22 protein-coding genes are annotated in these 24,189 nt (G+C 61.1%); 9 read left to right on the top strand and 13 right to left on the bottom strand.

What is annotated here, in order from left to right; all coding sequences use genetic code 11:
• The first annotated feature begins 82 nt into the window (after positions 1-82).
• From EDE05_RS21910 to EDE05_RS21895, 4 genes are read left to right on the top strand one after another with little or no spacing between them, the layout of a single operon-like run.
• Positions 83-313 carry an AbrB/MazE/SpoVT family DNA-binding domain-containing protein gene (locus tag EDE05_RS21910; protein ID WP_132412612.1) on the top strand — a complete coding sequence of 77 codons (231 nt, stop codon included), beginning with the start codon at positions 83-85 and terminating at the stop codon, positions 311-313.
• On the top strand, positions 303-704 hold the full coding sequence (locus EDE05_RS21905; RefSeq protein ID WP_132412610.1) for a PIN domain-containing protein: 402 nt from the start codon (positions 303-305) through the stop codon (positions 702-704). Before EDE05_RS21910 ends, EDE05_RS21905 begins: the two co-directional genes overlap by 11 nt.
• On the top strand, positions 704-1,681 hold the full coding sequence (locus tag EDE05_RS21900; RefSeq protein ID WP_132412608.1) for an acetylxylan esterase: 978 nt from the start codon (positions 704-706) through the stop codon (positions 1,679-1,681). The genes EDE05_RS21905 and EDE05_RS21900 overlap by 1 nt, the downstream gene beginning before the upstream one ends.
• Positions 1,678-2,403 (top strand): alpha/beta hydrolase-fold protein, encoded by a 726-nt coding sequence (locus EDE05_RS21895; protein ID WP_132412606.1) that lies wholly within the window; start codon positions 1,678-1,680, stop codon positions 2,401-2,403. The genes EDE05_RS21900 and EDE05_RS21895 overlap by 4 nt, the downstream gene beginning before the upstream one ends.
• A 24-nt stretch (positions 2,404-2,427) precedes the next feature.
• Here EDE05_RS21895 and EDE05_RS21890 read toward each other — a convergent pair whose 3' ends face one another.
• From EDE05_RS21890 to rpsU, 3 genes are all read right to left on the bottom strand, one after another.
• Positions 2,428-3,720: a pilus assembly protein TadG-related protein gene (locus EDE05_RS21890; RefSeq protein WP_132412604.1), complete on the bottom strand. Its 1,293-nt coding sequence runs from the start codon at positions 3,718-3,720 to the stop codon at positions 2,428-2,430.
• Between the two features lie 187 nt (positions 3,721-3,907).
• Positions 3,908-4,795: a tetratricopeptide repeat protein gene (locus EDE05_RS21885; protein ID WP_132412602.1), complete on the bottom strand. Its 888-nt coding sequence runs from the start codon at positions 4,793-4,795 to the stop codon at positions 3,908-3,910.
• Positions 4,796-4,955: 160 nt separating this feature from the next.
• Positions 4,956-5,183, bottom strand: a complete 228-nt coding sequence (gene rpsU, locus EDE05_RS21880) for a 30S ribosomal protein S21 (protein ID WP_105374187.1) — start codon at positions 5,181-5,183, stop codon at positions 4,956-4,958.
• Between the two features lie 372 nt (positions 5,184-5,555).
• Between rpsU and EDE05_RS21875 the strand changes: the two genes are divergently transcribed.
• From EDE05_RS21875 to EDE05_RS21860, 4 genes are all read left to right on the top strand, one after another.
• A complete protein-coding gene (locus EDE05_RS21875; RefSeq protein WP_132412600.1) occupies positions 5,556-6,809 on the top strand; it encodes a sarcosine oxidase subunit beta family protein in 1,254 nt (417 codons plus the stop codon).
• Between the two features lie 286 nt (positions 6,810-7,095).
• Entirely contained in the window at positions 7,096-7,452 is a 357-nt protein-coding gene (locus EDE05_RS21870; RefSeq protein ID WP_105374185.1) for a sarcosine oxidase subunit delta, read from the top strand.
• The gene (locus EDE05_RS21865) at positions 7,449-10,427 is read left to right on the top strand and encodes a sarcosine oxidase subunit alpha (RefSeq protein ID WP_132412598.1); all 2,979 of its coding nucleotides are present in this window, start codon (positions 7,449-7,451) and stop codon (positions 10,425-10,427) included. Before EDE05_RS21870 ends, EDE05_RS21865 begins: the two co-directional genes overlap by 4 nt.
• Positions 10,420-10,968: a sarcosine oxidase subunit gamma gene (locus EDE05_RS21860; RefSeq protein WP_132412596.1), complete on the top strand. Its 549-nt coding sequence runs from the start codon at positions 10,420-10,422 to the stop codon at positions 10,966-10,968. The genes EDE05_RS21865 and EDE05_RS21860 overlap by 8 nt, the downstream gene beginning before the upstream one ends.
• A 68-nt stretch (positions 10,969-11,036) precedes the next feature.
• Here the strand turns inward: EDE05_RS21860 and EDE05_RS21855 are convergent, their stop codons facing one another.
• Entirely contained in the window at positions 11,037-11,483 is a 447-nt protein-coding gene (locus EDE05_RS21855) for a hypothetical protein (RefSeq protein WP_132412594.1), read from the bottom strand.
• Between the two features lie 212 nt (positions 11,484-11,695).
• Here EDE05_RS21855 and EDE05_RS21850 point away from each other — a divergent pair, with 212 nt between their 5' ends.
• On the top strand, positions 11,696-12,004 hold the full coding sequence (locus EDE05_RS21850; RefSeq protein ID WP_112799024.1) for a hypothetical protein: 309 nt from the start codon (positions 11,696-11,698) through the stop codon (positions 12,002-12,004).
• A 12-nt stretch (positions 12,005-12,016) separates the two neighbouring features.
• On the opposite strand, the gene EDE05_RS27450 is transcribed toward EDE05_RS21850, so the two are convergent.
• From EDE05_RS27450 to EDE05_RS21810, 9 genes are all read right to left on the bottom strand, one after another.
• The gene (locus EDE05_RS27450) at positions 12,017-12,142 is read right to left on the bottom strand and encodes a hypothetical protein (RefSeq protein ID WP_281033675.1); all 126 of its coding nucleotides are present in this window, start codon (positions 12,140-12,142) and stop codon (positions 12,017-12,019) included.
• The gene (locus EDE05_RS21845; RefSeq protein ID WP_132412593.1) at positions 12,142-12,381 is read right to left on the bottom strand and encodes a hypothetical protein; all 240 of its coding nucleotides are present in this window, start codon (positions 12,379-12,381) and stop codon (positions 12,142-12,144) included. The genes EDE05_RS27450 and EDE05_RS21845 overlap by 1 nt, the downstream gene beginning before the upstream one ends.
• Before the next feature lie 5 nt (positions 12,382-12,386).
• Positions 12,387-12,872, bottom strand: coding sequence for a MaoC family dehydratase (locus tag EDE05_RS21840; protein WP_132412591.1), 486 nt, complete (start codon positions 12,870-12,872; stop codon positions 12,387-12,389).
• 80 nt (positions 12,873-12,952) lie between these two features.
• Positions 12,953-14,908: a glycogen debranching protein GlgX gene (gene glgX / locus EDE05_RS21835; protein WP_165924241.1), complete on the bottom strand. Its 1,956-nt coding sequence runs from the start codon at positions 14,906-14,908 to the stop codon at positions 12,953-12,955.
• A 224-nt stretch (positions 14,909-15,132) separates the two neighbouring features.
• Positions 15,133-16,761, bottom strand: a complete 1,629-nt coding sequence (locus EDE05_RS21830) for an alpha-D-glucose phosphate-specific phosphoglucomutase (RefSeq protein WP_132412632.1) — start codon at positions 16,759-16,761, stop codon at positions 15,133-15,135.
• 2 nt (positions 16,762-16,763) lie between these two features.
• On the bottom strand, positions 16,764-18,209 hold the full coding sequence (gene glgA / locus EDE05_RS21825) for a glycogen synthase GlgA (protein WP_132412589.1): 1,446 nt from the start codon (positions 18,207-18,209) through the stop codon (positions 16,764-16,766).
• Positions 18,209-19,471, bottom strand: coding sequence for a glucose-1-phosphate adenylyltransferase (gene glgC / locus EDE05_RS21820; RefSeq protein ID WP_105374176.1), 1,263 nt, complete (start codon positions 19,469-19,471; stop codon positions 18,209-18,211). The genes glgA and glgC overlap by 1 nt, the downstream gene beginning before the upstream one ends.
• A 10-nt stretch (positions 19,472-19,481) precedes the next feature.
• Complete coding sequence (gene glgB / locus EDE05_RS21815) at positions 19,482-21,692, bottom strand: 1,4-alpha-glucan branching protein GlgB (protein ID WP_105374175.1); 2,211 nt, start codon at positions 21,690-21,692, stop codon at positions 19,482-19,484.
• Complete coding sequence (locus tag EDE05_RS21810; RefSeq protein WP_105374174.1) at positions 21,692-24,154, bottom strand: glycogen/starch/alpha-glucan phosphorylase; 2,463 nt, start codon at positions 24,152-24,154, stop codon at positions 21,692-21,694. The genes glgB and EDE05_RS21810 overlap by 1 nt, the downstream gene beginning before the upstream one ends.
• Positions 24,155-24,189 lie beyond the last annotated feature (35 nt).

Here is a 24,189-nt window from a genome sequence, read left to right as displayed (position 1 = left end):
AGGCCCGGCAATGCCGGGCTTTTTTAATGTGCGGAAAGTGTTAGGATATACATTATTCAAAATGTCTATCCGGAGAGATGCCATGCAAGTTTCCAAGTGGGGCAATAGCCTGGCGGTTCGGTTGCCCGCGACAGTGGTCGAAGCTCTCGAGCTGAAGGAAGGCGACGAGATCCAGATACGGGCGGTTGATGCAAGGGAGTTCGAGGTGGCGCGCAAGCCCACGCGCGAGGAACTTCTTCAGCGGTTGAGAAAATTCCGGGGTCGTCTACCCGAGGACTTCGTGTTCGATCGGAACGAGGCGAATGCCCGGTAATTTCTATGATACCAATATCCTGCTCCATCTTGCTTCAGGTGACGCCACGAAGGCTGCGGCAGCCGAGCGCGTGGTCGATTTGGGTGGGGCGATCAGCATCCAGGTGCTGAACGAATTCGTTCACGTCGCACGGCGCAAGATGGGATTTTCCTGGGAGGATGTTTACTCCTTTATCACGACAATCCGCGCCCTTTTGACGGTCGTGCCCTTAACTATCGACATCCATGACAAAGGCCTTCAATTGGCCGAGCGATATAATTTTTCGATCTATGATGCGATGATCGTTGCCGCAGCGCTTTCCAGCGACTGTGATACCTTGTTTTCCGAAGATCTCCAGGAGGGGATGCAGATCGAAGGTCTTTCGATCGTCAATCCGCTGCAGAACACTTGATGACCATCCCCACCTCTCACCCGTTCGATTTCGATCCGACCTACGGCCTGGGGCTCAAGGAGTTGCGGGCGATTGCGCCGCCGGAGGCGCCGGAGGGTTTCGATGAGTTCTGGGAGCGCCGCTATCGCCGGGCGCTGGGTGTGGATCCGCGGCCAAAACTCCAGAAAAGCAAACTTGCCCATCCGAAATGGCATGTCTTCGACCTTACCTATATGTCGAGCGGCGCCTTTCCGATCGGGGGCTGGCTTCTCCTTCCGCGTCGGGGCGAAGTGCGGCGCGGTCTGGTCGTCGGGCATGGTTACGGCGGGCGCGATGCACCGGATTTCGACATGCCGGTGGACGAAACTGCGCTGCTTTTCCCATGCTTCCGGGGCATGTCGCGGAGCGCCCGGCCGCCGATCTCCTCTGATTCCAGCTGGCACGTGCTGCATGATATCGACAAGCCGGAACGCTACATCATCGGCGACTGCGTCGACGATCTGTGGATCGCGGTCAGCACGCTGCTCCTTCTCTACCCCTGGCTTGCCGGCCGGATCGGCTATAGCGGCGTCAGCTTCGGCGGCGGCATCGGCGGGCTCGGCATTGCCTATGACAGCCGCATCTGCCGCGGGCATCTGTCGCTGCCGACCTTCGGACATCAGGAACTGAGACTGAGGCTGCCGAGCATCGGCAGCGCCGCGGCGGTGCAGGCGTACCAGCAGAAATACGGCAATGCGCTTCCCACGTTGCGCCTGCACGATTCGGCGGTGGCGGCGGGACGCATTACCGTGCCGATGCTGATGAGCGTCGCGCTTTTCGATCCTGCCGTGGCGCCGCCCTGCCAGTTCGCGATCGCCAATGCGCTGCCGCAGCCCCCGGCGCCTTCAAAATTTAATGAAATCTTCATCCTCGACGCCGGGCATTTCGATTATCCTGGTCAGGAGGCGCAACACGCTATCCTCAACGAAAAGGTCAGGTCTTTCTTCGGAGCGTCATGAACCGCGAATATCATCGCTGGTACAGCCCCAGGCTTCACCGGGACATGGAACTCCTGGTGTTCGGCCATGCCGGTGCCAAGGTGCTGATGTTTCCGACGCGGGACGGGCGCTTCTTCGAATATGAAGAGCTCGGCGTCGTCGCGAGCCTCAGCGACAAGATCACTGCCGGCCATCTGCAGCTCTATTGCGTTGACGGGCTGGCAAGGGAGACATTCTACGCCTCGCATTGGCATCCGGCCGATCGCCTGCGCCGCCACGAAGCCTTCGAGGCCTATATCCTCGACGAGGTCCTGCCGCTGATGGCGAGGAACCCGCACGACTGCACCATCGCGCAGGGCTGCAGTCTTGGCGCCTTTCAAGCGGCAAACCTGGTCTTCCGGCACCCGCATCTTTTCCGCAAGCTGGCCGCTTTTTCGGGCCGCTACGATCTCACGCTGAAGGTCGAGTCCTTCGGCGATCTCTTGGACGGCTATTACGACGATAGCGTCTATTTCCACACGCCGTCGCATTTTCTTCCCGGTCTTTCAGGCGATTGGCGGCTCGACAGGTTGAGACAGGTGGAGATTGTCTTGACCATCGGCAATGCCGATCCCTTCCTCGACAACAACCGGCACCTGAGCCAGGTGCTCGCCGAAAAGGGCGTCGGGCACCAGATGCATGTCTGGGATGGACGTGCCCACCGGGCCGGCGCCTGGCGAAGGATGGCCGCTCTCTATATTTGAGCGGTTCTCAGCGCTGCATGGATGTCAGCTGGCGAGGCGCGGCGTACTGACGATCTTCAGGAACAGGGTGTTCATTGCCTTCTCGATGCCTTCGGAGGGGCTCACTTCGAAGAAATAGCCGGGGGAAGCACACTCCTCCATGCGGGTGCCTATCTCGTGCTGGAAAGGCTTGATCCAGTTCTTGTACCAGTCATTTGTTGGCAGCGGCAGGTAGGTCGTATAGAGAACGGCAATCTTGTAACCCTTCTTCTTCAGCACGTCGCAGGCCCTTATATCGATCGGCTCCTGACAGCGGGTTCCCGTGGTCTTCTTCGTGCAACCCGCGCCCTTGGCGCTGTCGTTCACACCATCGGAAACGAAGAACACGATCTTCTCGGGGCTCCCGGCAGAGAGGCCGGTCCCCGCCGGTCCCATCTGAGCTCCCATGTTCTTCAGCGCCCGGTCAAAATCGGTCTGCTGGTCATTGTCGTATCCCTGATAGGGAATGGACATCAGGTCGATCAACGCCGCCTTCTCCTTGGCTTTGACCAGGTCCGAACTGATGGAGCTGATTTCCAGAAGCTTTGTGTCCTCGGCCTTTTGGCCGAATGTATAGACTGCCATTCGGTACTGATTAGAAGCCTTGCGCACCGCCATCGCAGTATCCATCAAGGCTGCCGTGGCTTTGGCCACGACGTTGATGCGGATGGTGACGCCCAACTTCTTTGCAAGATTGTAGTAGCTGTTCTTGTCCTCGACGTCGTTCTTGACGATGTGGCAGGCAAAGGCGCATTGATCGGGAGTATTTGCCACCATCCTATTGATATCCGCGGTCGTGGCGCCCACGCCCATGGATGGCGTATTGTCGAGCAGCAGATAGAAATCGCGGAAGGTCTCGGTCTGGAAGACCGCCGTGGCCTGACCCGCGACCGTGATCTCACTCTTGTTGATGACTTTGAGCAGTGTGGTGGGAAGGGAAGCCGAATAGGTGAAGACGGCCTTGAGCTGATTGTCCTCGCGGACCACCGTGGCCTTGATGTCATTGAGGGTGAATCCACCGCTTCTTGCGAGCTGCGCGCGGAAGATGTTCTCGGCATCCTTGATGGCGGCTTCGATGGAGCCGTTGCCTGTCATCTTCATCGCTTCCGATACGCCGATCGAACTTTCCGCGACGGCGCCGAGCGCCGCCGCGTCGGCGGCGTCCTGAAGTTGCTGCTTGATCGTCAAGGCGTCTGCGAAATCGATCGACAAGCCTGCAACGCCGATAAGCGGCACGAGCATCAGAGCGCTCATGAGGCCAAAGTTGCCGGATCTGTCCCTCAGTAGTTTGCCAAGCATTCCACGCCCCTCGATTTTGAGGGGTCCAGAATATCGTGTAAGCGTAACGCCTTTATTAGAATTTATAGTTTACGCATATTAGAGATAAGCGGGGATGGAGCCGGAGATATTGCGGGCGCACGTCTTTGAGGCACCGGTTGCCCCGGTGCGATCAGTCCGCTTCATCGAGCTTGCTGCGTTGTCGATGTCAGCTCGTCGCACGGGTGCGCGCGGCACCATCCTGGGCCGGCTTGTAGTTGGGATCCAGACGGATGGCATGCGAATAGGACTTATAGGCCCGTGCCTTGTCGCCGCGGCGCTCATAGACCAATGCCTGGTTCGCCCATGATTCGGCGAGCTTGTCGTTAAGCTCGATGGCATGGTTGAAGTCGGCAAACGCGTTGTCGTCGTCGTTCAGGGCCACGTAGGAAATGCCGCGCCCGTTATAGGGTTCGGCCGAATTCGGCGAGAGCGAGATCGCCTTGGCAAAGTCCTCGATCGCCTGGGCATGCTGGCCGCGAAGCTGATAGATCAGGCCGCGATTGTGGTAGGCGCGGCCGTCGGTGGTGTCCAGCTCGATCGCCTTGGAGAAATCGTTGAAGGCTTCGTTGGTGCGGCCCGCCTGCCGGTAGATATTGCCGCGGCCGATATAGGCGACGTCGTAGTTCGGATTGATCTGCAGCGCCCGATTATAGTCGTTGGCGGCTTCCACCGGCTTGCCCATGTTGCGATAGACGAGCGCCCGGTTGGCATAGGCCTGGTAGAATTGCGGATTGAGCTGGAGGGCGCGGTTGAAATCGTTGAGCGCCTTCGAGAATTCGCCGGCCCGCCCGTAGGCCGTTCCACGCACGTTGTAGGCTTCCGGATCGTTCGGGCTGGCGTTGATGACGGTGGACAGGGACGCAATGTTTTCCTGGCTGCCCTGCGCGCGATCCACGGTGATCATGTCCGAGGTGGTATTGGTCGTCGAGCAGCCGGCCAGCGCAAGCGTCAGAAGGGTGGCGGAAAGTGCGGTCTTGCCGCGAATACTTGAAAAGATGGTCAAAGGGCCGGAAATTCGAGTTCCACGATTGAGAACGGCAGTTTTGGCGGCCATCAGACGCTTTTCCTCTTATCGGGCGAAAGGGTAGTTTCCTGCATGCCTTACCCCATTCCGGGCCTGAACATGCAGTCGGTTCAAGACCAAATCAAAAGAGCGGCGGCGCCCATGTCGCCACCGCCCTACAAGCATTAGAAAACGTCGAAATAACGGCCGATCAACGGCTCGGGCGCGGTGCAGCGATCAGGCCTTCACGCTGAGCGCGCTTGCGGGCAAGCTTGCGAACGCGACGAACGGCTTCGGCCTTTTCACGAGCCCGCTTCTGCGAGGGCTTTTCGTAATAGTCGCGCATCTTCATTTCACGGAAAATGCCTTCGCGCTGCATCTTTTTCTTGAGAGCGCGGAGCGCCTGGTCGACGTTGTTGTCGCGGACTAGTACCTGCACGTGAATCCCGTTCCTTTGGTTGTTGCTCGCCGAGATCGGTACGATTCGAGGCGAAAAAATAACGTCCGCCCGGCGTGAGCCTGAGCGATTGGTGAAGGCAGATATCAGAAGAGTCTGCGGAAGTCCAGATGGTCGATATCCTTTATCGATCAAAATCGATTTTGGGAGAGCGGCGCGTCCGGATGTACCGTTCCGGCCGCAAGTGCAAGGTATCACGGGAGGCGCAGAACGCGACCAATCGTCTCGCTCCCCGCTTTGTCGAAACAATCCTCGAATGCGTCGCAAAAGAGCCATTGCGACGGATATTGATTTGCGATGGGTATGGCTCTACCCAGAATGGCCGGTTTGTCGATCCCAGGAGTTTGAGGCGAGATGCGCAAATATTCGATTTTCGCCGTAGCCCGCGAGGCCTTGCGCGCCCACAAGGGCTGGGAGGCTCAGTGGAGCTCTCCGGAGCCCCGGTCAAGCTATGACGTCGTCATCGTCGGTGCAGGCGGGCATGGACTTGGTGCCGCCTATTATCTCGCCAAGGAGCACGGCATCACCAATGTCGCGGTGATCGAAAAGGGCTGGCTCGGGGGTGGCAATACCGGCCGTAACACGACCATCATCCGCTCCAACTATCTCTACGAAGAGAGCATGGACATCTATGAGCATTCCCTGAAGCTGTGGGAAGGCTTGAGCCAGGATCTCAACTACAACGTCATGTATTCGCCGCGCGGCGTGATGATGCTGTCGCACAATGTCCATGACCAGCAGTCGTTCAAGCGGCACATCAATGCCCACAGGCTTTACGGTATCGACAACGAATGGCTGACGCCGGAGCAGGCCAAGGCTTACTGCCCGCCGCTCGATATTTCCAAGACGGCGCGCTATCCGATCAATGGTGCGACCCTGCAGCGGCGCGGCGGCACGGCGCGCCACGATGCCGTCGCCTGGGGTTATGCGCGGGCGGCGTCCGACCGCGGCGTCCACATCATCCAGAACTGTGAGGTGACCGGCATCCGCCGCGGGCCGAACGGCGAGGTGCAGGGCGTGGAAACGACGCGCGGCTTCATCGGTGCGAAGAAGATCGGCGTCTCGGCCGCCGGCCACTCCTCGGTGGTCATGGAAATGGCAGGCGTGCGCGTGCCGCTCCATTCCACGCCGCTGCAGGCGCTGGTTTCCGAACCGCTGAAGCCGATCTTTCCCTGTGTCGTGATGTCGAACACGGTGCATGCCTATATCTCGCAGTCCGATAAGGGCGAGCTTGTGATCGGCGCCGGCACCGACCAGTACAATTCCTATTCCCAGACCGGCGGCCTGCAGATCATCACCCATACGCTCGATGCGATCTGCGAGCTTTTCCCGATTTTCCGCCGCGTGAAAATGATGCGCCAGTGGGGCGGCATAACCGACAACACGCCCGACCGTTCGCCGATCCAGGGCGTGACGCCGGTGCCGGGCCTATTCGTCAATTGCGGCTGGGGCACGGGCGGCTTCAAGGCGACGCCGGGTTCGGCCAACCTCTTAGCGCATCTGATCGCCAAGGGTGAGCCGCACCGTCTGGCGGCAGGGCTGACGCTCGACCGGTTCCGCACCGGCCGGCTGATCGACGAAGCGGCTGCTGCTGCGGTGGCGCATTGATGAGGAGCGGGATGTTTTGCCTTTCGGACCGAAACCTGCCCCTCACCCTAACCACATGGCGGTTGCATAGGGAAAAAGACAGTGCGGCATATCGATCTCCCCCCTTGAGGGGGAGATGCCCGGCAGGGCAGAGGGGGGTAAGCCTCTCGGCATATTCTTCCGACACTGTATTTGCTGCACCGTCGCTACCCCCCTCTATCACCTTCGGTGACATCTCCCCCTCAAGGGGGGAGATCAGCGGGAGTGTGTCTCGCTCGCCTACATCCTTCCAACGCCGGAGCCCCGCATGCTTCTGATCCATTGTCCCTATTGCGAGGAAGATCGCTCGGAACTCGAATTCCGCTGGGCCGGCGAGGCGCATATCGCCCGGCCGGAAAACATCGCGGCGATCACGGATGAAGAATTCGCGGAATATTTCTTCCTGCGCAACAACGAAAAAGGCCTCACCTATGAGCGCTGGCGGCATATCCATGGCTGCGGCCGCTTCTTCAATGCGGCGCGCGATACGGTGAGCGACAAGTTCCTGATGACCTATAAGGCCGGCCTGCCAAAACAGCCGATCCCGACGGCGGAACAAGCCGCAGCGATCGCAGAGGAAAAGACGGTGGAGACCTGGGAAGCGACGGAAGGAGACGCCCGATGAGCGCGTCTTCGAAAGATCTCGGCGCCTTCCGCATCAGGGGCGCCGGCCGGCACACGCCGGCCAGGACCGCGCGCTTCACCTTCGACGGCAAGAGCTACACCGCCATGGAGGGCGACACGGTTGCCTCCGCGCTTCTGGCGCATGGCGTGCATCTGGTCGGCCGCTCGTTCAAATACCACCGGCCGCGCGGCATTCTCTCTGCCGGTCCGGAAGAGCCGAACGCGCTCCTCGACGTTTCCCGGGATGCAGGCCGCCGCCAGCCGAACGTTCGGGCGACCGTGCAGGAAGTGTTCGATGGCGTGAAGATCGCCTCTCAGAACCGCTGGCCGTCGCTGAAATACGATATCGGCGCCTTCAACGACCTGCTGTCGCCCTTCTTCGCCGCCGGCTTCTATTACAAGACCTTTATGTGGCCGAAGGAAGCCTGGCACAAACTCTACGAGCCCTTCATCCGCCGGGCCGCAGGCCTCGGCGAGGCGCCGAAGGAAGAAGATCCGGATCACTATGCCAACCGCTATGCCCATTGCGACGTGCTGATCGCGGGTGCAGGCGTGGCCGGTTTGACCGCGGCCCTTTCGGCCGCCGCAACGGGTGCCAGCGTCTTCCTCGTCGACGAACAGCCGGAAGTCGGCGGTGCGCTGCATTTCGATGCGGCGGCCACCATCGACGGGATGAATGGTTACGAGTGGGCGCAAAAGACGGCGGCCAAGCTGAAGGCCATGCCGAATGTGACGGTGCTGACCCGCACGACCGTGTTCGGTTACTACAACCACGGTTTTGTCGGCCTTGTGGAGCGGGTGACCGACCACGTGGCCCGGCCGGGCAGGGATCTTCCCCGCGAGCGGCTGTGGCAGGTGCGGGCGAAACGCGTGGTGCTGGCGACGGGCTCGATCGAACGGCACATGGTTTTTGCCAACAACGACCGGCCGGGCATCATGCTGGCGTCCGCGGCGCGGACCTTCCTCAACCATCACGGCGTGGCGGTCGGCAAAAAGGTCGGCGTCTACACGGCACACGATTCGGCTTATGAAGCCGCTTTCGACCTCAAGCGGGCCGGCGTCTCGATCGCCGCGATCGTCGATTGCCGCAACCATCCGGGCGATGCGGTTTTGGCGGAGGCACGCGCGCTCGGCATCGACGTGCTGACGGGGCATTCCGTCGTCAACACATCCGGACGGCTGCGGGTCTCGTCCATGAGCGTCGTGCGCAACGGCGGCTCGAATGCCCGCAAGGTCGCGGTCGATTCGCTGATCGTCTCGGCAGGCTGGACGCCGTCCGTCCATCTCTTCTCCCAGTCGCGCGGAAAGCTGCGCTTCGACGAGCAGAACCAACGTTTCCTGCCGGATATCTATGCGCAGGATTGTGTCTCGGTAGGCGCCTGCAGCGGCACCGACAATCTTTCCGACCTGATCGACGAGGCGATTGCAGCCGGCGGCGGCGCGCTGGCGCTTTCCGGCGAAAACCGGTTCGAATGGACCGGCGGCATGATCGGTGCAGCGGAAGGTGCAGGGCCGGATCAAGTGGTCAAGGCTTTCGTGGATTTCCAGCATGACGTGACCGCCAAGGACATCCGCCTTGCGGTTCGCGAAGGCATGCATTCGATCGAGCACATCAAGCGTTTCACCACCAACGGCATGGCCTCCGATCAGGGCAAGCTTTCCAACATGCACGGCCTGGCGATTGCTGCCGAAATGCTGGGACGACCAATCCCGAAGGTCGGGCTCACCACCTTCCGTGCGCCCTATACGCCGGTCACATACGGCACGCTGGTCGGGCATTCACGCGGCGATCTTTTCGACCCGGCGCGCAAGACGCCGATGCACGTCCTGGAAGCGGCTGAAGGCGCCGAGTTCGAGGATGTCGGCAACTGGAAGCGGGCCTGGTATTTTCCGAAGCGCGGCGAAGACATGCATGCTGCCGTCAACCGCGAATGCCGGACCGTGCGCGAAGCGGCGGGCGTGTTCGACGCGTCGACGCTCGGCAAGATCGAGGTTGTCGGTCCGGATGCGGCGCAGTTCCTCAACCTGCTCTACACCAATGCGTGGGACACGCTGAAACCCGGCAAGTGCCGTTACGGCATCATGACTCGCGAGGACGGCTTCGTTTACGACGACGGCGTCGTGGGACGTCTTGCAGAAGACCGCTTCCATGTGACCACCACGACCGGCGGCGCGCCACGGGTGCTGCACCACATGGAAGATTATCTGCAGACCGAATTCCCGCATCTGAAGGTCTGGCTGACGTCGACCACCGAGCAATGGGCCGTGATCGCGGTGCAGGGACCGAAGGCGCGTGAAATCATCCAGCCTTTCGTCGAAGGGCTCGATATTTCGAACGAGGCTTTCCCGCATATGAGCGTTGCCGAGTGCAAAGTCATGGGGGTTCCGGCGCGATTGTTCCGCATGTCGTTTACCGGCGAGCTGGGCTTCGAAGTGAACGTTCCGGCCGATTACGGCCCGGCGGTATGGAAGGCCATCTGGGAACGGGCGGAGGGCATGGGCGCCTGCCTTTACGGCACGGAAACCATGCACGTGCTGCGCGCCGAGAAGGGCTATATAATCGTCGGCCAGGACACGGACGGAACCGTCACGCCGGACGATGCAGGGCTCGGCTGGGCAGTCTCCAAGAAGAAGGCGGATTTCGTCGGCATCCGCGGCCTGAAGAGGCCGGACTTGATCCGCGATGGCCGCAAACAGCTTGTCGGGCTTGTCACCAACAGGCCAAGCGATGTGCTGGAAGAGGGCGCTCAGATCGTCGCCGACCCGAACCAGCCAAAGCCGATGACCATGCTCGGCCATGTAACGTCGTCCTATTGGTCCGAGAATTGCGGCCGTTCCATCGCGATGGCGCTGGTGGCGGACGGCCGGGCGAGGATCGGTCAGACACTCTACGTGCCGATGAGCGACAGGACAATTGCCGTGGAAGTCACCGACATGGTGTTCTTCGACAAGGAAGGGGGCCGCATCCATGGCTGATCTTGCATCTCGCAGCCTGCCTCTCGCAGGCTTTCATGGCGGCTCCGCCACCGTTCGTCTCGAAGCAGCGCCGCCTGCCGAGCGGTTATCGTTGAGAGTGAGGCCGGAGGATCTGGCGGCACTCTCCGGCGCACTCGGCCTTGATTTGCCGACGAAGCCGAAAACTTCCGTTTCGGCCAACGGGCGCACGGCGCTCTGGCTCGGCCCGGATGAATGGCTGGTGATCGGCGACGTGAATGGCGGTCTGATGCAGGCTGCGGCAAATTCCGCAACGCTGCATTCGGCTGTCGATGTCTCTCACCGCAACACGGCGATCCTCGTGTCAGGTCCGGGTGCGGCCAATGCGATCAATGCCGGTTGCCCGCAGGATCTCTCGCTGAAGGCGTTCCCTCTCGGTGCATGTTCACGCACCATTTTCGGCAAGGTGGAGATCGTGTTGCTGAGGACCGCGGAGGATGCCTTTCGCGTCGAAGTATGGCGGTCGTTTTCCGACTATGCTTTCGGACTACTGTCGGAAGGCGCGCGGGACGCGTCGGTTTAAAATCGGACGGAGTGACTTTCTCCGAGCGGCGCGGTTCTTCATGCGGGAGAATTCGTGGATGCCGTTTGCTACCTGACTATCGTGGTAGGCGAAACAGTCTCGAACAACCTCGGAAACGATCCGAGCTGGACGCTCTTGCACGAGATCTTCGTGAACGAAATACAGGCTTGCAGGACACCGCTGTCCGGGCTGATGGACCAGACGATTTTCGGCGGATAGGTGTTCCGGCGCACCACCGGTATCCAGCCGCCGGACCAACCTGGAACCATATCGGTCGATGCAGTGGATCGACGCAAACACTCAAGCTTCGTGACAATCGTTTTCACGTTGACATAATAAACGCACCACCAGGTTATGTTTTGCTGGGTATCGACGGCAAGGCCATGAAGCGACCAGACGCCGTTTGAAAGCCCGGCGGTTGCTGCACGGAACTCGTATCTGTCGCCCGGCTCGGCAAGAGCCTGCGTGCGGATTAGGAGTGTAAGTGCGAGTGCGAATGGCACTATCGTACCCATGACTGCCTCGTGGTCGGTCAGTCATCGGATATTAACCTCTCGTCGCGCGAACGCATCGCCATCTTTTGACGTAGGCCCGACCCATGCCGGTCCTCCAACTTCCAAGCGGAATTGCGGGAACCGCGACGGGCATATGCTCAATTTAGAGCGATAGCCGGACTTGACTTGCAGTGCAGGAACCGCACTCTCTGGCGTCAAAACGGGAGGGGTTGATGGGCGAATATCAGTTGATGGCGATTGCGGTCGCGCTGGCCGTGATCGGCGGCGGGGTCGCGGCAAAACTGGCAAAGATCGAGATCTGGAAGGGTATCGTTGTCGCGGCCGTGGCAGCGCTCGCCGCAATCGTGGCGTTCTTCGTGCCAGGTTTCGACAGAAGCCTTGCCATGCCGCTCGCAGGCCTCGTCGGTGCGGGCGTATCGGGCGCTGTGCTCGGCCTTTCGGCGTCCACCACGGCCAACATCCTGATCGGCACAGCCGTGCCGCCGATGCTTGTTTTCGTGATCATGGAGATGAGTGCTTAAATCGCGGCGAAATCACTCGCCCGGATGGCGGTTCTTGTGCTTCCGGTCGAGGTCCCATTCGTGCAGGCGCACGGCTATATAGGCGATCAAGACGATGATTGCCGGCAAAACCACGGAATAGAAAAACCAGAAGTCCATCAGGCAAGTCTCCTGAGTGCTCGTCTTGCCAGATAATGTAATAGAATGGCGCTCAAAAGCCAACCGGCAAGGCTAACCACCATTCTAGCGCCGGAAATTGTATTGAACGCGGCGAGGTTATAGACATAGCCTGCCAGCGGTGTTGCTATGCCCACGGTAAAGCAAGCAGTCGAGGCGCGATCGAGCGCATTCGCGAGAAGTTTCGTCTGCTCGATCTCGGCAGGATTGGGAACTCCCATATCGCTTAAACGCCTTCCGGGCGGTCCTTGGGGTCGAACTGGACGATGGTGGTCCAGATGGCGGTCAGCGCCGGCTTCAGCTCGTTTTCTATCTCGACCGACACGTCATAGGTGATCATCAGCATGCCGCCGCCCCGAAAGCGGGCCTCCGACAGCTTGAAATGTCCGCGGACGCGGGCGCCGGACTTCACCGGCGACATGAAGCGGATGCGGTCGAAACCGTAATTGATGCCCATGGTCTGCTCGCGGATCTTGGGCACGCAGTCGTAGTTCATGGCCGAGAGCAAGGAGAGCGTCAGAAAGCCATGGGCGATCGTGCCGCCGAAGGGGCTTCCGGCTGCGGCGCGTTCCGGATCGACATGGATGAACTGGTGGTCATGAGTCGCATCGGCAAAGAGGTTGATCATCGTCTGGTCGACGGTCATCCATTCGGATACGCCGAGTTCGGTGCCAACCAGGCCGCCGACTTCGGCGAGCGAAACTTCACGCATGCAACCTCACTGATTTCAGTATTGGTTAGAAGACTTTACAGGATTTGATCCGCTTGGCGAGCGGAAGATTTTGCGTCGCATCATTCCTCGATGCAGAAGCGGACGGAGCGGGCCGGCAGGACCTGATTCCAGAGCTCGCCAGAGGCGAGATGCTTCCAGCCCCAACCGGGCAGGGCGAAGCTCATCTGCTCGTGACCGCGATTGAGAAGCATGGCCAAGCGGACTTTTTTTCCGGTCTCTCGGTCGAGCGTCGCCAGGATAGCGCCGAGGACGGGATTGTCGGGACTGTCCCAGTCGCCGGCCTCCATCGGCTGGCCGCTGGCCGCAAGCCATTCGATATCGCCATTGCCGGCGAAGAAGCCGGTCTCGGAAAAGACGGAGAAGCGCTTGCGGATGACGGCAAGGGTGGCGGTGTGCTCGACGAGATGTTCGTCGATCGCTTTCCAGTCGAGCCAGGTGATCTCGTTGTCCTGGGCATAGGCATTGTTGTTGCCGCGCTGGCTGCGGCCGACCTCGTCACCCATGGTGAGCATGACCCAGCCGCGGCTGACAAACAATGTCGAGAGGAGAGCGGCGACATCCCGGCGGCGGTTTTCGAGGATCGCCGGATCATCCGTCTCTCCCTCGACACCGTTGTTCCAGGAAAAATTGTCGTTGTGGCCGTCGCGGTTTTCCTCGCCATTCGCTTCGTTGTGCTTCTTCTCGTGGGAGACAAGGTCCATCAGCGTGAAGCCGTCATGGGCGGCGAGGAAATTGACGCTGCGGGTGGCATGATGGCCGTGACGGCCGAAGATGTCGGAGGAGCCGGCAAGCCGGGTGGCGAGCGCGCCGGTGGTCCAGCGTTCGCCGCGCCAGTAGCGGCGGATATCGTCGCGGGCGCGGTCGTTCCATTCGAGGAAAGGCTCGGGAAAATTACCGAGCTGGTAGCCGCCGGGGCCGATATCCCATGGTTCTGCGATCAGAATGCGGTCCTTCAGCGCCTCGTCAGCAAGCATGGCCTTCAGCGTCTCACTCTGCGGATCGAAGCCTGAAGCGGTGCGGCCGATGACCGGGGCAAGGTCGAAGCGGAAGCCGTCGACGCCTGCATGGATAACGAAATGGCGAAGCGTGTCGATGATCAGCCGGCGAACATGGGGTTGATCGCAGGCGACGGTGTTGCCGGTGCCGGTGTCATTGACGAGATGACCCGGCTCGCCCGGCACGTGCCGGTAATAGGAGAGGTTGTCGAGGCCGCGCATGGAGAGGGTCGCGCCATGACGGTCGCTTTCTCCGGTGTGGTTGAAGACGAGGTCGAGGATGACGCCGATGCCTGCCTGATGCAGCGCCGAGACGGTGTCGCGCAACTCCTTGACGCCGCCGGGGCAAAGGCGCGGGTCGAGCGCCATGAAGGCGATCGGGTTGTAACCCCAGCCGTTGGTGAGCTTCAGCGGCGGCAAGTGGCGCTCATCGATCCAGGCGGTGATCGGCATCAGCTCGATTGCATCGACGCCGAGTTTCTTAAGATGGGTGATGATGGAGGGATGGGCGAGTGCCGCGACCGTACCGCGGATCGCTTCGGGTATGTCGGGGTGGAGGATGGTGAAGGGCTTTACCGCCACCTCGTAGATGAAGCCGCCGGTCGGCAGCAGCGGCTTGCGGATTTTTGCCAGCGGGTCGCTGGTCACGATCGCCTTCGGCACCAGGCCGGCGGTATCGACGCCGAATACCGAAAGCTTCGTATCGTGCCGGAAGGGCCGGTCCAGTTCGCGGGCGTATGGGTCGATCAGAAGCTTCGACGGGTCGAACCACAGGCCCTTTTCCGGATCATAGATGCCCCAGGCGCGATAAGCGTAGCGCTGTCCGGCAGCAATGCCTCGAATCGATGCGCGATGGATGTCGTCGCGGCCGCGCACCAGCCGGTGGCGCGCGGTCTCCTTATTGCCATCTGTATCGAAAAGGCAAAGCTCTATCCGCTCGGCATGATGGGACCAGATTGCGAAGTCAGCGCCGTCTGGCGTGAGGGTTACGCCGAGTTTGGGGTCGGAGGGTTTGGGCAACGGAATCACCCCCCTCCGCCCTGCCGGGCATCTCCCCCACAAGGGGGGAGATCGGCAGGAGGCGCGACCGGTCGTCCCTCTTCAATGAGGAGGATGGCCGAAACGGAAACGTTCAAGAGAGGCGAGACGCTGCAACATCCGATCTCCCCCCTTGTGGGGGAGATGCCCGGCAGGGCAGAGGGGGGTGCCAGCATCATCGCCTCCGGTCTTGCGCGCTCAAGCAATCACGTAATCACCGTCGGTTTGTCCCGGCCGGTGCGCTTCTTCAACTCGGAAATCTGGTCGGCGATGGCGATGAGGTCGGAGAGTGCTTCCTGCGTTTCGATTCCGTGGCGGGAGGGATCGGGTTCGTAGCGCTCGACATAAACGCGGATCGTGGCGCCGGAGGTGCCGGTGCCGGAGAGGCGGAAGACGACGCGGGAACCGCCTTCGAAGAGGATGCGGATGCCCTGGTTCTTCGAGACCGAGCCGTCGATCGGGTCGTTGTAGGCGAAGTCGTCGGCCGCCGCGACCTTGAGGGAGCCGAAAGTCTTTCCGGGCAGCGTTGGGAGCTTCTCGCGCAGCGCGGCGATCAAGCTGTTGGCAGCGTCGGTATCGACTTCCTCGTAATCGTGGCGGGAATAGTAGTTGCGGCCGTATTCGGCCCAGTGCTTGGTGACAATTTCAGCGACGCTTTCGTTGCGGGCGGCCATGATGTTCAGCCAGAAGAGGACCGCCCAGAGGCCGTCCTTCTCGCGCACGTGGTCGGAACCGGTGCCGAAGCTTTCTTCGCCGCAGACCGTGACCTTGCCGGCATCCATCAGATTGCCGAAGAACTTCCAGCCGGTCGGCGTTTCATACATGCCGATGCCGAGCTTTTCCGCCACCCGGTCGGCGGCGGCGCTGGTCGGCATGGAGCGGGCGATGCCGGCGATGCCCTTGGCATAACCCGGCGCCACGGTGGCATTCGCCGCGATGATCGCGAGGCTGTCGGAAGGGGTGACGAACATGCCCTTGCCGACGACCATGTTGCGGTCGCCGTCGCCGTCCGAGGCCGCGCCGAAATGCGGGCCGTCGGCGCTCATCACGTCGTCGTAGAGTTCCTTGGCGTGGACGAGGTTTGGGTCCGGGTGGTGGCCGCCGAAATCCGGAAGCGGCGTCGCATTGCGCACCGATCCGGGAGCTGCGCCGAGGCGGTTTTCGAAGATTTCCCTGGCATAGGGGCCGGTCACGGCGCCCATGGAATCCATCGCGACATTGACCCCGCTGGCCAGAAGCGCGCGGATGGCGGGGAAGTCGAAGAGTTGCTCCATCAGATCCGCGTAATCGGCAACCGGGTCGATGACCTCGACCGTCATGCCGGCGACATCGAATGAGCCGATTTCGTCGAGGTTCACGTCGGCCACGTCGGCGATCTTGTATTCGCTGATGATCTTGGAGCGGGCGAAGATGGCGTCGGTGATCCTTTCCGGCGCCGGGCCGCCATTACCGATATTGTACTTGATGCCGAAATCCTCCGTGGGTCCGCCGGGATTGTGGCTGGCCGACAGGATGATGCCGCCGAAGGCATGGTATTTGCGGATGACGTTGGAGGCTGCAGGCGTCGAGAGGATGCCGCCCTGACCGACCATGACCTTGCCGAAGCCGCTAGCGGCTGCCATCTTGATCGCCTTCTGGATGACTTCGCGGTTGTAGTAGCGGCCGTCGCCGCCGATCACCAGGGTCTTGCCGTCGAAGTCTTCGAGCGAATCGAAGATCGAATGGATGAAGTTCTCGGCATAGTTCTCCTGAGCAAAGACCGGCACTTTCTTGCGCAGGCCGGAGGTTCCCGGCTTCTGGTCCTGATAGGGGGCGGTTGCGACGGTTTTTATCATGCTCATGCACCTTTTTTCGCAAGGAGTTCGGAATAGAGCGCGGCATAAAGCCCGGCACTCTTTTCCCAGGAAACGTCGGATTTCATGCCCTGCTTCTGCAACTGGGTCCAGACCTTGGGGTCGTGGTATAGCCGGACGGCGCGACGGATCGCCCGGCGCAGGTTTGGCGCAGTGACGGGGCCGAAGGAAATGCCGGTCGCGGCCTTTGTGGCGAGCGCCGCGTGACTTGCATCGATGACCGTATCGTTCAGGCCACCGGTTCGGGCGACGACCGGCACGCAGCCGTAGCGCAAGCCATAGAGCTGCGTCAGCCCGCAGGGTTCGAAGCGGGACGGGATGATGATGGCGTCGGAGCCGGCCTGCATCAGATGCGATAGCGGCTCGTCGTAGATCGAGAGAACCGAAACGCTGCCGGGATGACGGGCAGCGGCGGCGTGAAAGGCGTTTTCCAGCGCCCGGTCGCCGGAGCCGAGGACTGCCAGCCTGCCACCGAGATGCACGAGATCGTCGACGGCTTCGGCCAGAAGGTCCATGCCTTTCTGCCAGGTCAGCCGCGAGATGACGCAGAAAAGCGGGCCATCCCCCTTGGTCAGGCCGAAACGATCCGCAACGGCGCGCTTGTTGCCGGCACGGGTCTTCAGCGTCGATGCGGTATAATTGACCTTTACGGCAGGATCCGCAGCGGGGTCCCAGACATGGGCGTCGATGCCGTTGACGATACCATGCAGATCGGAGTGGCGGAGCGATAGCAGTCCCTCGAGGCCCATGCCGAATTCGGGCGTGAGTATTTCCTCGGCATAGGAGGGGCTGACCGTGCTGATCGCCCAGCTCGTCTGCAGCCCTGCCTTCAGGTATCCGACGCCGCCGAAATATTCGACGCCGTCGATGCCGAAGGCATGGGGGGGCAGTTCGAGATAGGGGAATATGTCGGCGCCGAACTGGCCCTGGAAGGCGATGTTGTGGATGGTGATGAGGGTCGGAACCTCCGGCTCCGGCGCATAACGCATATAGGCCGGCAGCATGGCGGCCTGCCAGTCGTGCACATGCACGATATCCGGTTTCCAGCCCTCAAGGCCGGCTTGGGCAATCATCGCGCCGGCCTTGGAAAGGGCCGCAAATCGCCGCCAGTTGTCGAAATGATCCTTACCGGTCGCATCCGCATAAGGTCCGCCCGGCCGATCGAAGAAGGTCGGCGAATGAAGGATCAGGAGGTCAAGGCCCTGATGTTCGACTTCCAGCACCTCGGCCTTGCCGCCCAGCAGGCTGTCGAAACTCAGAACGCGTTCGGCATCCTTTACGGCGCTCAGGACTGCCGGATAGCCCGGCATCAGCGTCTTCACCGAGACGCCGTGACCCTTCAAGGCAAGCGGCAGAGCGCCGGCGACGTCGGCAAGTCCGCCGGTCTTGACCAGCGGATAGACTTCGGACGCGACCGATAGAACTTTCATTACAGATCCAGTTTGTCGATCATCGGCTGGGTGATCAGGCAGATGCCGGTTTCCGTCCGGCGGAACCGCTTCGCATCGAGTTCCGGATCCTCGCCGACCACCAGGCCTTCGGGAATGGTTACACCGTGATCGATGACGACATTGCGAAGCTGCGCACGCCGGCCGATGCGGACATTCGGGAGAATGACGGCACCTTCAAGGCGGGAGTAGGAATTTGCGCGAACGCCGGTAAAAAGAAGGCTGTTGTAGAGCGTCGAGCCGGAGATGATGCAGTCGCCCGACACGACGGAAGAGATTGCCGAGCCGCGGCGGTCTTCGTCATCATGGACGAATTTCGCGGGCGGGGTGATTTCCGCATAGGTCCAGATCGGCCAGGACTTGTCGTAGATGTCGAGTTCGGGGGTCACGGCAGTGAGATCGACATTTGCCTGCCAATAGGCGTCGATGGTGCCGACATCGCGCCAATAGGGTTCGCGCTCGAAATCGGAGCGGACGCAGGAGCTTGCGAAACGGTGGGCGACCGCTTTGCCGTTCTTGACTATGTGAGGAATGATGTCCTTGCCGAAATCGCGGCTGGAACCGGGATCGGCGGCATCGCGCTTCAGCGCATCCATCAGGAACTTGGTGTGGAAGACGTAGATGCCCATGGAGGCAAGCGCGAAATCCGGATTGCCCGGAATGCCTGGCGGATCGGCAGGTTTTTCCACGAAGGCGATGATCTCGTCCTTCTCGTTGACATGCATGACGCCGAAGGCGGTCGCGTCCATACGCGGTACTTCGAGGCAGCCGACGGTGACATCCGCGCCGGAATCCACATGCTGCTGGAGCATGTATTCGTAGTCCATCTTGTAGACGTGGTCGCCGGCCAGGATGACCATGTATTCGGGCGCGTAGGACTCGATGATGTCGATGTTCTGGAATACCGCGTCGGCGGTGCCCTCGTACCACTGCGTTTCGGAGACGCGCTGGGAGGCGGGAAGGATGTCGAAGCTTTCGTTGCGTTCGGGACGGAAGAAGTTCCAGCCGCGCTGCATGTGGCGGATCAGCGAATGGGCCTTGTATTGGGTGGCGACGCCGATGCGCCGGATGCCGGAATTCAACGCGTTCGAAAGCGCAAAGTCGATGATGCGCGCCTTACCGCCGAAATAGACGGCGGGCTTGGCGCGGCGGTCCGTCAGTTCCTTCAACCGGCTGCCGCGTCCTCCGGCGAGCACATAGGCCATCGCATCCCGCGACAGAGGCTGAATTCTTTTTTCCGTCATCGATCCCTCCCTATTGTTCAAATTCCAGCATGATCGTCGCGAGCGGCGGCAACGTGACCTCGGCGCTGACGGATCCTCCCGCGTTCACCGCCTGAACGCGCCCGCCATTGCCCTTGCCGCTGCCCCCGTAGATTTCGGCGTCGGTATTGAGGATTTCCCGCCATCTGCCTTCGTTTGGCAAGGGGAGGCGATAATTTTCACGATAGACAGGGGTGAAATTGCTGATCACCGCCACCGGCTTTTCTCCCGGCGCCATGCGTAGCCAGGCAAAGACCGAATTTTCCGCGTCGTCGACGACCAGCCAGCTGAAACCTTCGCCTTCGCAGTCGCGGGCATGCAGCGCGGGCTTGGAGCGGTAACAGAAGTTCAGGTCGCGCACGAGACGGCGCACGCCTTCATGCGGATGATACTGAAGCAGGTTCCAGTCGAGGGATTTGGCCTCGCTCCATTCGCCCCATTGGGCGAATTCCTGGCCCATAAAGAGCAGCTTCTTGCCGGGATACCCCCACATGAAACCGTAATAGGCGCGCAGGTTGGCAAACTTCTGCCAGTCGTCGCCGGCCATCTTGGCAATCAGCGAGCCCTTTCCGTGCACCACTTCGTCATGGGAGAGCGGCAGCACGAAGTTTTCGGCAAAGGCATAAACAAGGCCGAAGGTGATCTCGTTGTGGTGATGCTTGCGGTGGATGGGCTCACGCTTCAGGTAGCTCAGCGTGTCGTGCATGAAGCCCATGTTCCACTTGAAGCCGAACCCCAGGCCGCCTTCGTGGACAGGATGGGAGACTTTTGGCCAGGAGGTGCTCTCTTCGGCGATAGTCATGACATTGGGATGGGCGCCGTAGGAGAGCGAATTCATCTTCTGGAGGAAGCGCACCGATTCCAGGTTTTCGCGCCCCCCGTACTCGTTCGGCACCCATTCGCCTTCCTTGCGCGAATAGTCGAGGTAGAGCATCGAGGCGACCGCATCGACACGCAGTCCGTCGAGATGGAATTTTTCAGCCCAGTAGAGCGCGTTGTTGACGAGATAGGAAAGCACCTCGATGCGGCCGAAATTGTAGATCGCCGTGTTCCAGTCCGGGTGAAAACCCTGGCGCGGATCTTCATGCTCGTAGAGCGCCGTGCCGTCGAACTCGCGCAGGCCGTGCTCGTCGGTCGGGAAATGCGCCGGCACCCAGTCGAGGATGACGCCGATGCCGACCTTGTGGCAGCCGTTGACGAAACGGGCAAAACCCTCCGGCTCGCCGAAACGGGCGGTTGGCGCAAAGAGGCCGGTCGTCTGGTAACCCCAGGAAGGATCGAAGGGATGTTCGGTGATCGGCAGAAACTCGATATGGGTGAAGCCCATGTCGGTGCAATAGGGGATCAGCTCCGAGGCGAGCTCGTCCCAGGTGAGGAAGGAGCCGTCAGGCTTCTGGCGCCACGAGCCGGCATGCACCTCGTAGATTGTGATCGGCTGGCGGCGGTGATCGGCCTTTTCCCAGAACTGACGATGGGCGTTGTCTTCCCATTTCTGTTCCAGTTCCGACGCGGTGACGGAAGCGTTCTTGGGACGCATTTCGGCGCGCCGGGCATAGGGGTCGGCCTTCAGCGGCAGGACCTTGCCGTTCTTGCCGACGATCTCGAACTTATAGGCGGAACCTGCCCGGACATCCGGCGCGAAGATTTCCCAGATCCCGGTATCGACCCGCAGCCGCATCACGTGGCGGCGGCCGTCCCAATTGTTGAAGTCGCCGACCACCGAGACGCGCTTGGCGTTCGGCGCCCAGACGGCGAAATGGAACCCTTCCACACCCTCATGCTTCACGGGGTGGGCGCCCATCTTGTCAAAGAGGCGAAGATGCGAACCTTCCCGGACGAAATAGTCGTCCATGGGGCCGAGGACCGGGCCGAACGAGTAGGGATCGGTCACCGCCCATTCATCGTCGCCGCGTCGGGCGCGGTAGCGGACGGGCTGCAGGTGCGAGGCGCTGACGAGGCCTTCGAAATAACCCGCATCGTGGCGGCGGGTGAGTTCTCCGAGTTCTGTCCCGCTGAGCGTGAGCGCAGTGACCGCCTCGGCACCGGGAATGAAACAGCGGGCCCGGAACGCGTCCCCGAGCTTGTGGAGCCCGAGGACGGCGAAGGGATTGGTATGCCTGCCTTCCAAAATCGCCTCGATCTCGGATAACGGAATTTCGCCTGGGGCTCTTCCGTCATCGGTGACGCGCGGCGGTTTCTTCATCAGGCTCTCCAGATTTCCGACGCGTACTGGCGAATAGTTCTGTCAGAGGAGAACCATCCCATGCGGGCGGTATTGCGAATTGTTTTTGAATACCAGGATTTAGGGTCGGTCCAGATTTGGTCAACGTGCCGCTGCGCTTCGGCATAGGCGTCGAAATCGGCAGCGACCATGAACCAGTCGTGATTGTAGATGCCGTCGATCAGCTCGCTGAAGCGGGACCGGTCGTCCGGCGAGAAGACGCCAGTGGCGATCGCGTTCAGCGCCTGGGAAAGCTCGCGGGACTTTTCGATGATGGCGCGTGGATTGTGGCCGTCGGCGCGTACCTTCGCCACCTCGTCGGCCTTCAGGCCGAAAATGACGATGTTGTCATCCCCGACATGATCACGCATCTCGACATTGGCGCCGTCGAGCGTGCCGATCGTCAGCGCCCCGTTCAGCGCGAACTTCATGTTGCCTGTGCCGGAGGCTTCCATGCCGGCGGTGGAAATCTGCTCGGAAAGGTCTGCCGCCGGAACCATGATCTCGGCCAGCGAGACGTTGTAGTTCGGCACGAAGACGACCTTGAGCAGACCGCGCACGGCCGGGTCGTTGTTGATGACGCGCGCCACGTCGTTGGCGAGCTTGATGATCAGTTTCGCATTGTGATAGCTCGGCGCCGCCTTGCCGGCAAAAAGCTTCACCCGCGGAACCCAGTCGAGTTCCGGATGCGAGCGGATCTGATCGTAGAGCGCCACGGCTTCGATGATATTGAGCAGCTGGCGCTTGTATTCATGGATTCGCTTGATCTGGATGTCGAACATGGCCGAGGGATCGAGGCGGATGCCCATGCGGCTGCCGACGAGGTTTGCCAGCTGCACCTTGTTCGCCCGCTTGACGGCCGCGAACTTCTCCTGGAAGGCCGCGTTGTCGGCAAAGGCGTCGAGCGCCGTCAATGCCTCCGTGTCGTCCAGGAACTTGTCGCCGATCGCCTCCTGAACGAGGGAGACGAGAGCAGGGTTGCACTGCATCAGCCAGCGTCGCGGCGTAATGCCGTTGGTCTTGTTGTTGATGCGGGTCGGGTAGAGCGTGTGAAGATCGGCAAAGACCGTGACCTTCATCAGATCGGTATGGAGCGCCGAGACGCCGTTGACCGAATGCGATCCGACAAAGGCGAGGTTGCCCATGCGCACGCGGCGCTCGCCGGCTTCGTCGATCAGTGAGATCGAGCGGATCTGGGTATCGGAGAAGCTCTTGTGCTTGCGTGCCTCGATCAGGATCAATGCGTTGACCGCATAAACGATCTGCATATGGCGCGGCAGCAGGCGCTCAAACAGCGGCACCGGCCAGCTTTCGAGCGCTTCCGGCAGCAGCGTGTGGTTTGTGTAGGAGAAGGTCTGGCGGGTGATGTCCCAGGCCTGTTCGAAATCGAGCCCATGGATGTCCGTCAGCAGGCGCATCAGTTCGGCGATCGAGACGGCCGGATGGGTGTCGTTGAGCTGGATCGCCACCTTTTCATGAAGGTTGGTGAAGTCCGGATATTGCTGCAGGTGGCGGCGCAGGATGTCCTGCAGCGAGGCCGAGGAGAAAAAGAACTCTTGGCGCAGGCGCAGTTCCTGCCCGGCAGGATTTGCGTCGGCCGGATAGAGGACGCGGGTCAGGCTTTCGGCCTTGTTGCTCTCGCGCAGTGCGCCGATATGGTCGCCGGCGTTGAAGGCATCGAGCAGGATCGGATCGATCGGCTGTGCCGACCAGAGACGCAGCGTATTGACGCGTTTGCCGCGCCAGCCGACGATCGGCGTGTCGTAGGCCATGGCGATGACGCGTTCGGCCGGTTTCCAGACATAACGGGGCGTTTCCTCGTAACCGCCGACCGTCTCCACGCTACCGCCGTAGCCAATCTCGTAGGAACTTTCGCGGCGCTCGAATTCCCAGGGGTTGCCGTGGGCGAGCCAGGTTTCCGGCAATTCCACCTGCCAGCCGTCGGCCATCTGCTGGCGAAAGAGGCCGTGAACGTAGCGGATGCCGTAACCATAGGCGGGGATGTCGACTGTCGCCATGCTCTCCATGAAACAGGCGGCGAGACGACCGAGGCCGCCGTTGCCGAGTGCGGCGTCCGGCTCGAGCCCGGCGATCACGTCGACGTCGACACCAAGCGAGGTCAGAGCATCGCGGATTTCCTTCATCAGACCCATATTGCTGACCGCGTCGCGCATAAGCCGGCCGATCAGGAATTCGAGCGAGAGGTAATAAACGCGCTTGCCGCCGGTCCTGTAGACCTTGCGGGTCGACTCCATCCATTTGTCGATGATTCGGTCTCGCACCACGAGGATCGCCGCGGTCAGCCAGTCGTGCGGCTTGGCAACCTTCGCATCCTTGCCGATGCGGTAGGTCAGGCGTTCGATAATTTCTTCCGCCATGATTTCGGGGCGGGAGCTGCGGGGAGCCGGCTGAAGGGTTTCAGCCGTGGAAGACGTTTCATTCATAAGTCGCCAACTTTCTGGTGGAGCGGGGGGATAGC

Origin of the sequence: Neorhizobium sp. R1-B, assembly GCF_004368875.1 — a bacterium.
GTDB lineage: Bacteria > Pseudomonadota > Alphaproteobacteria > Rhizobiales > Rhizobiaceae > Neorhizobium > Neorhizobium huautlense.
The sequence above is the reverse complement of the archived record's forward strand: the minus strand, read 5'-3'. Positions and strand labels throughout refer to the sequence as shown.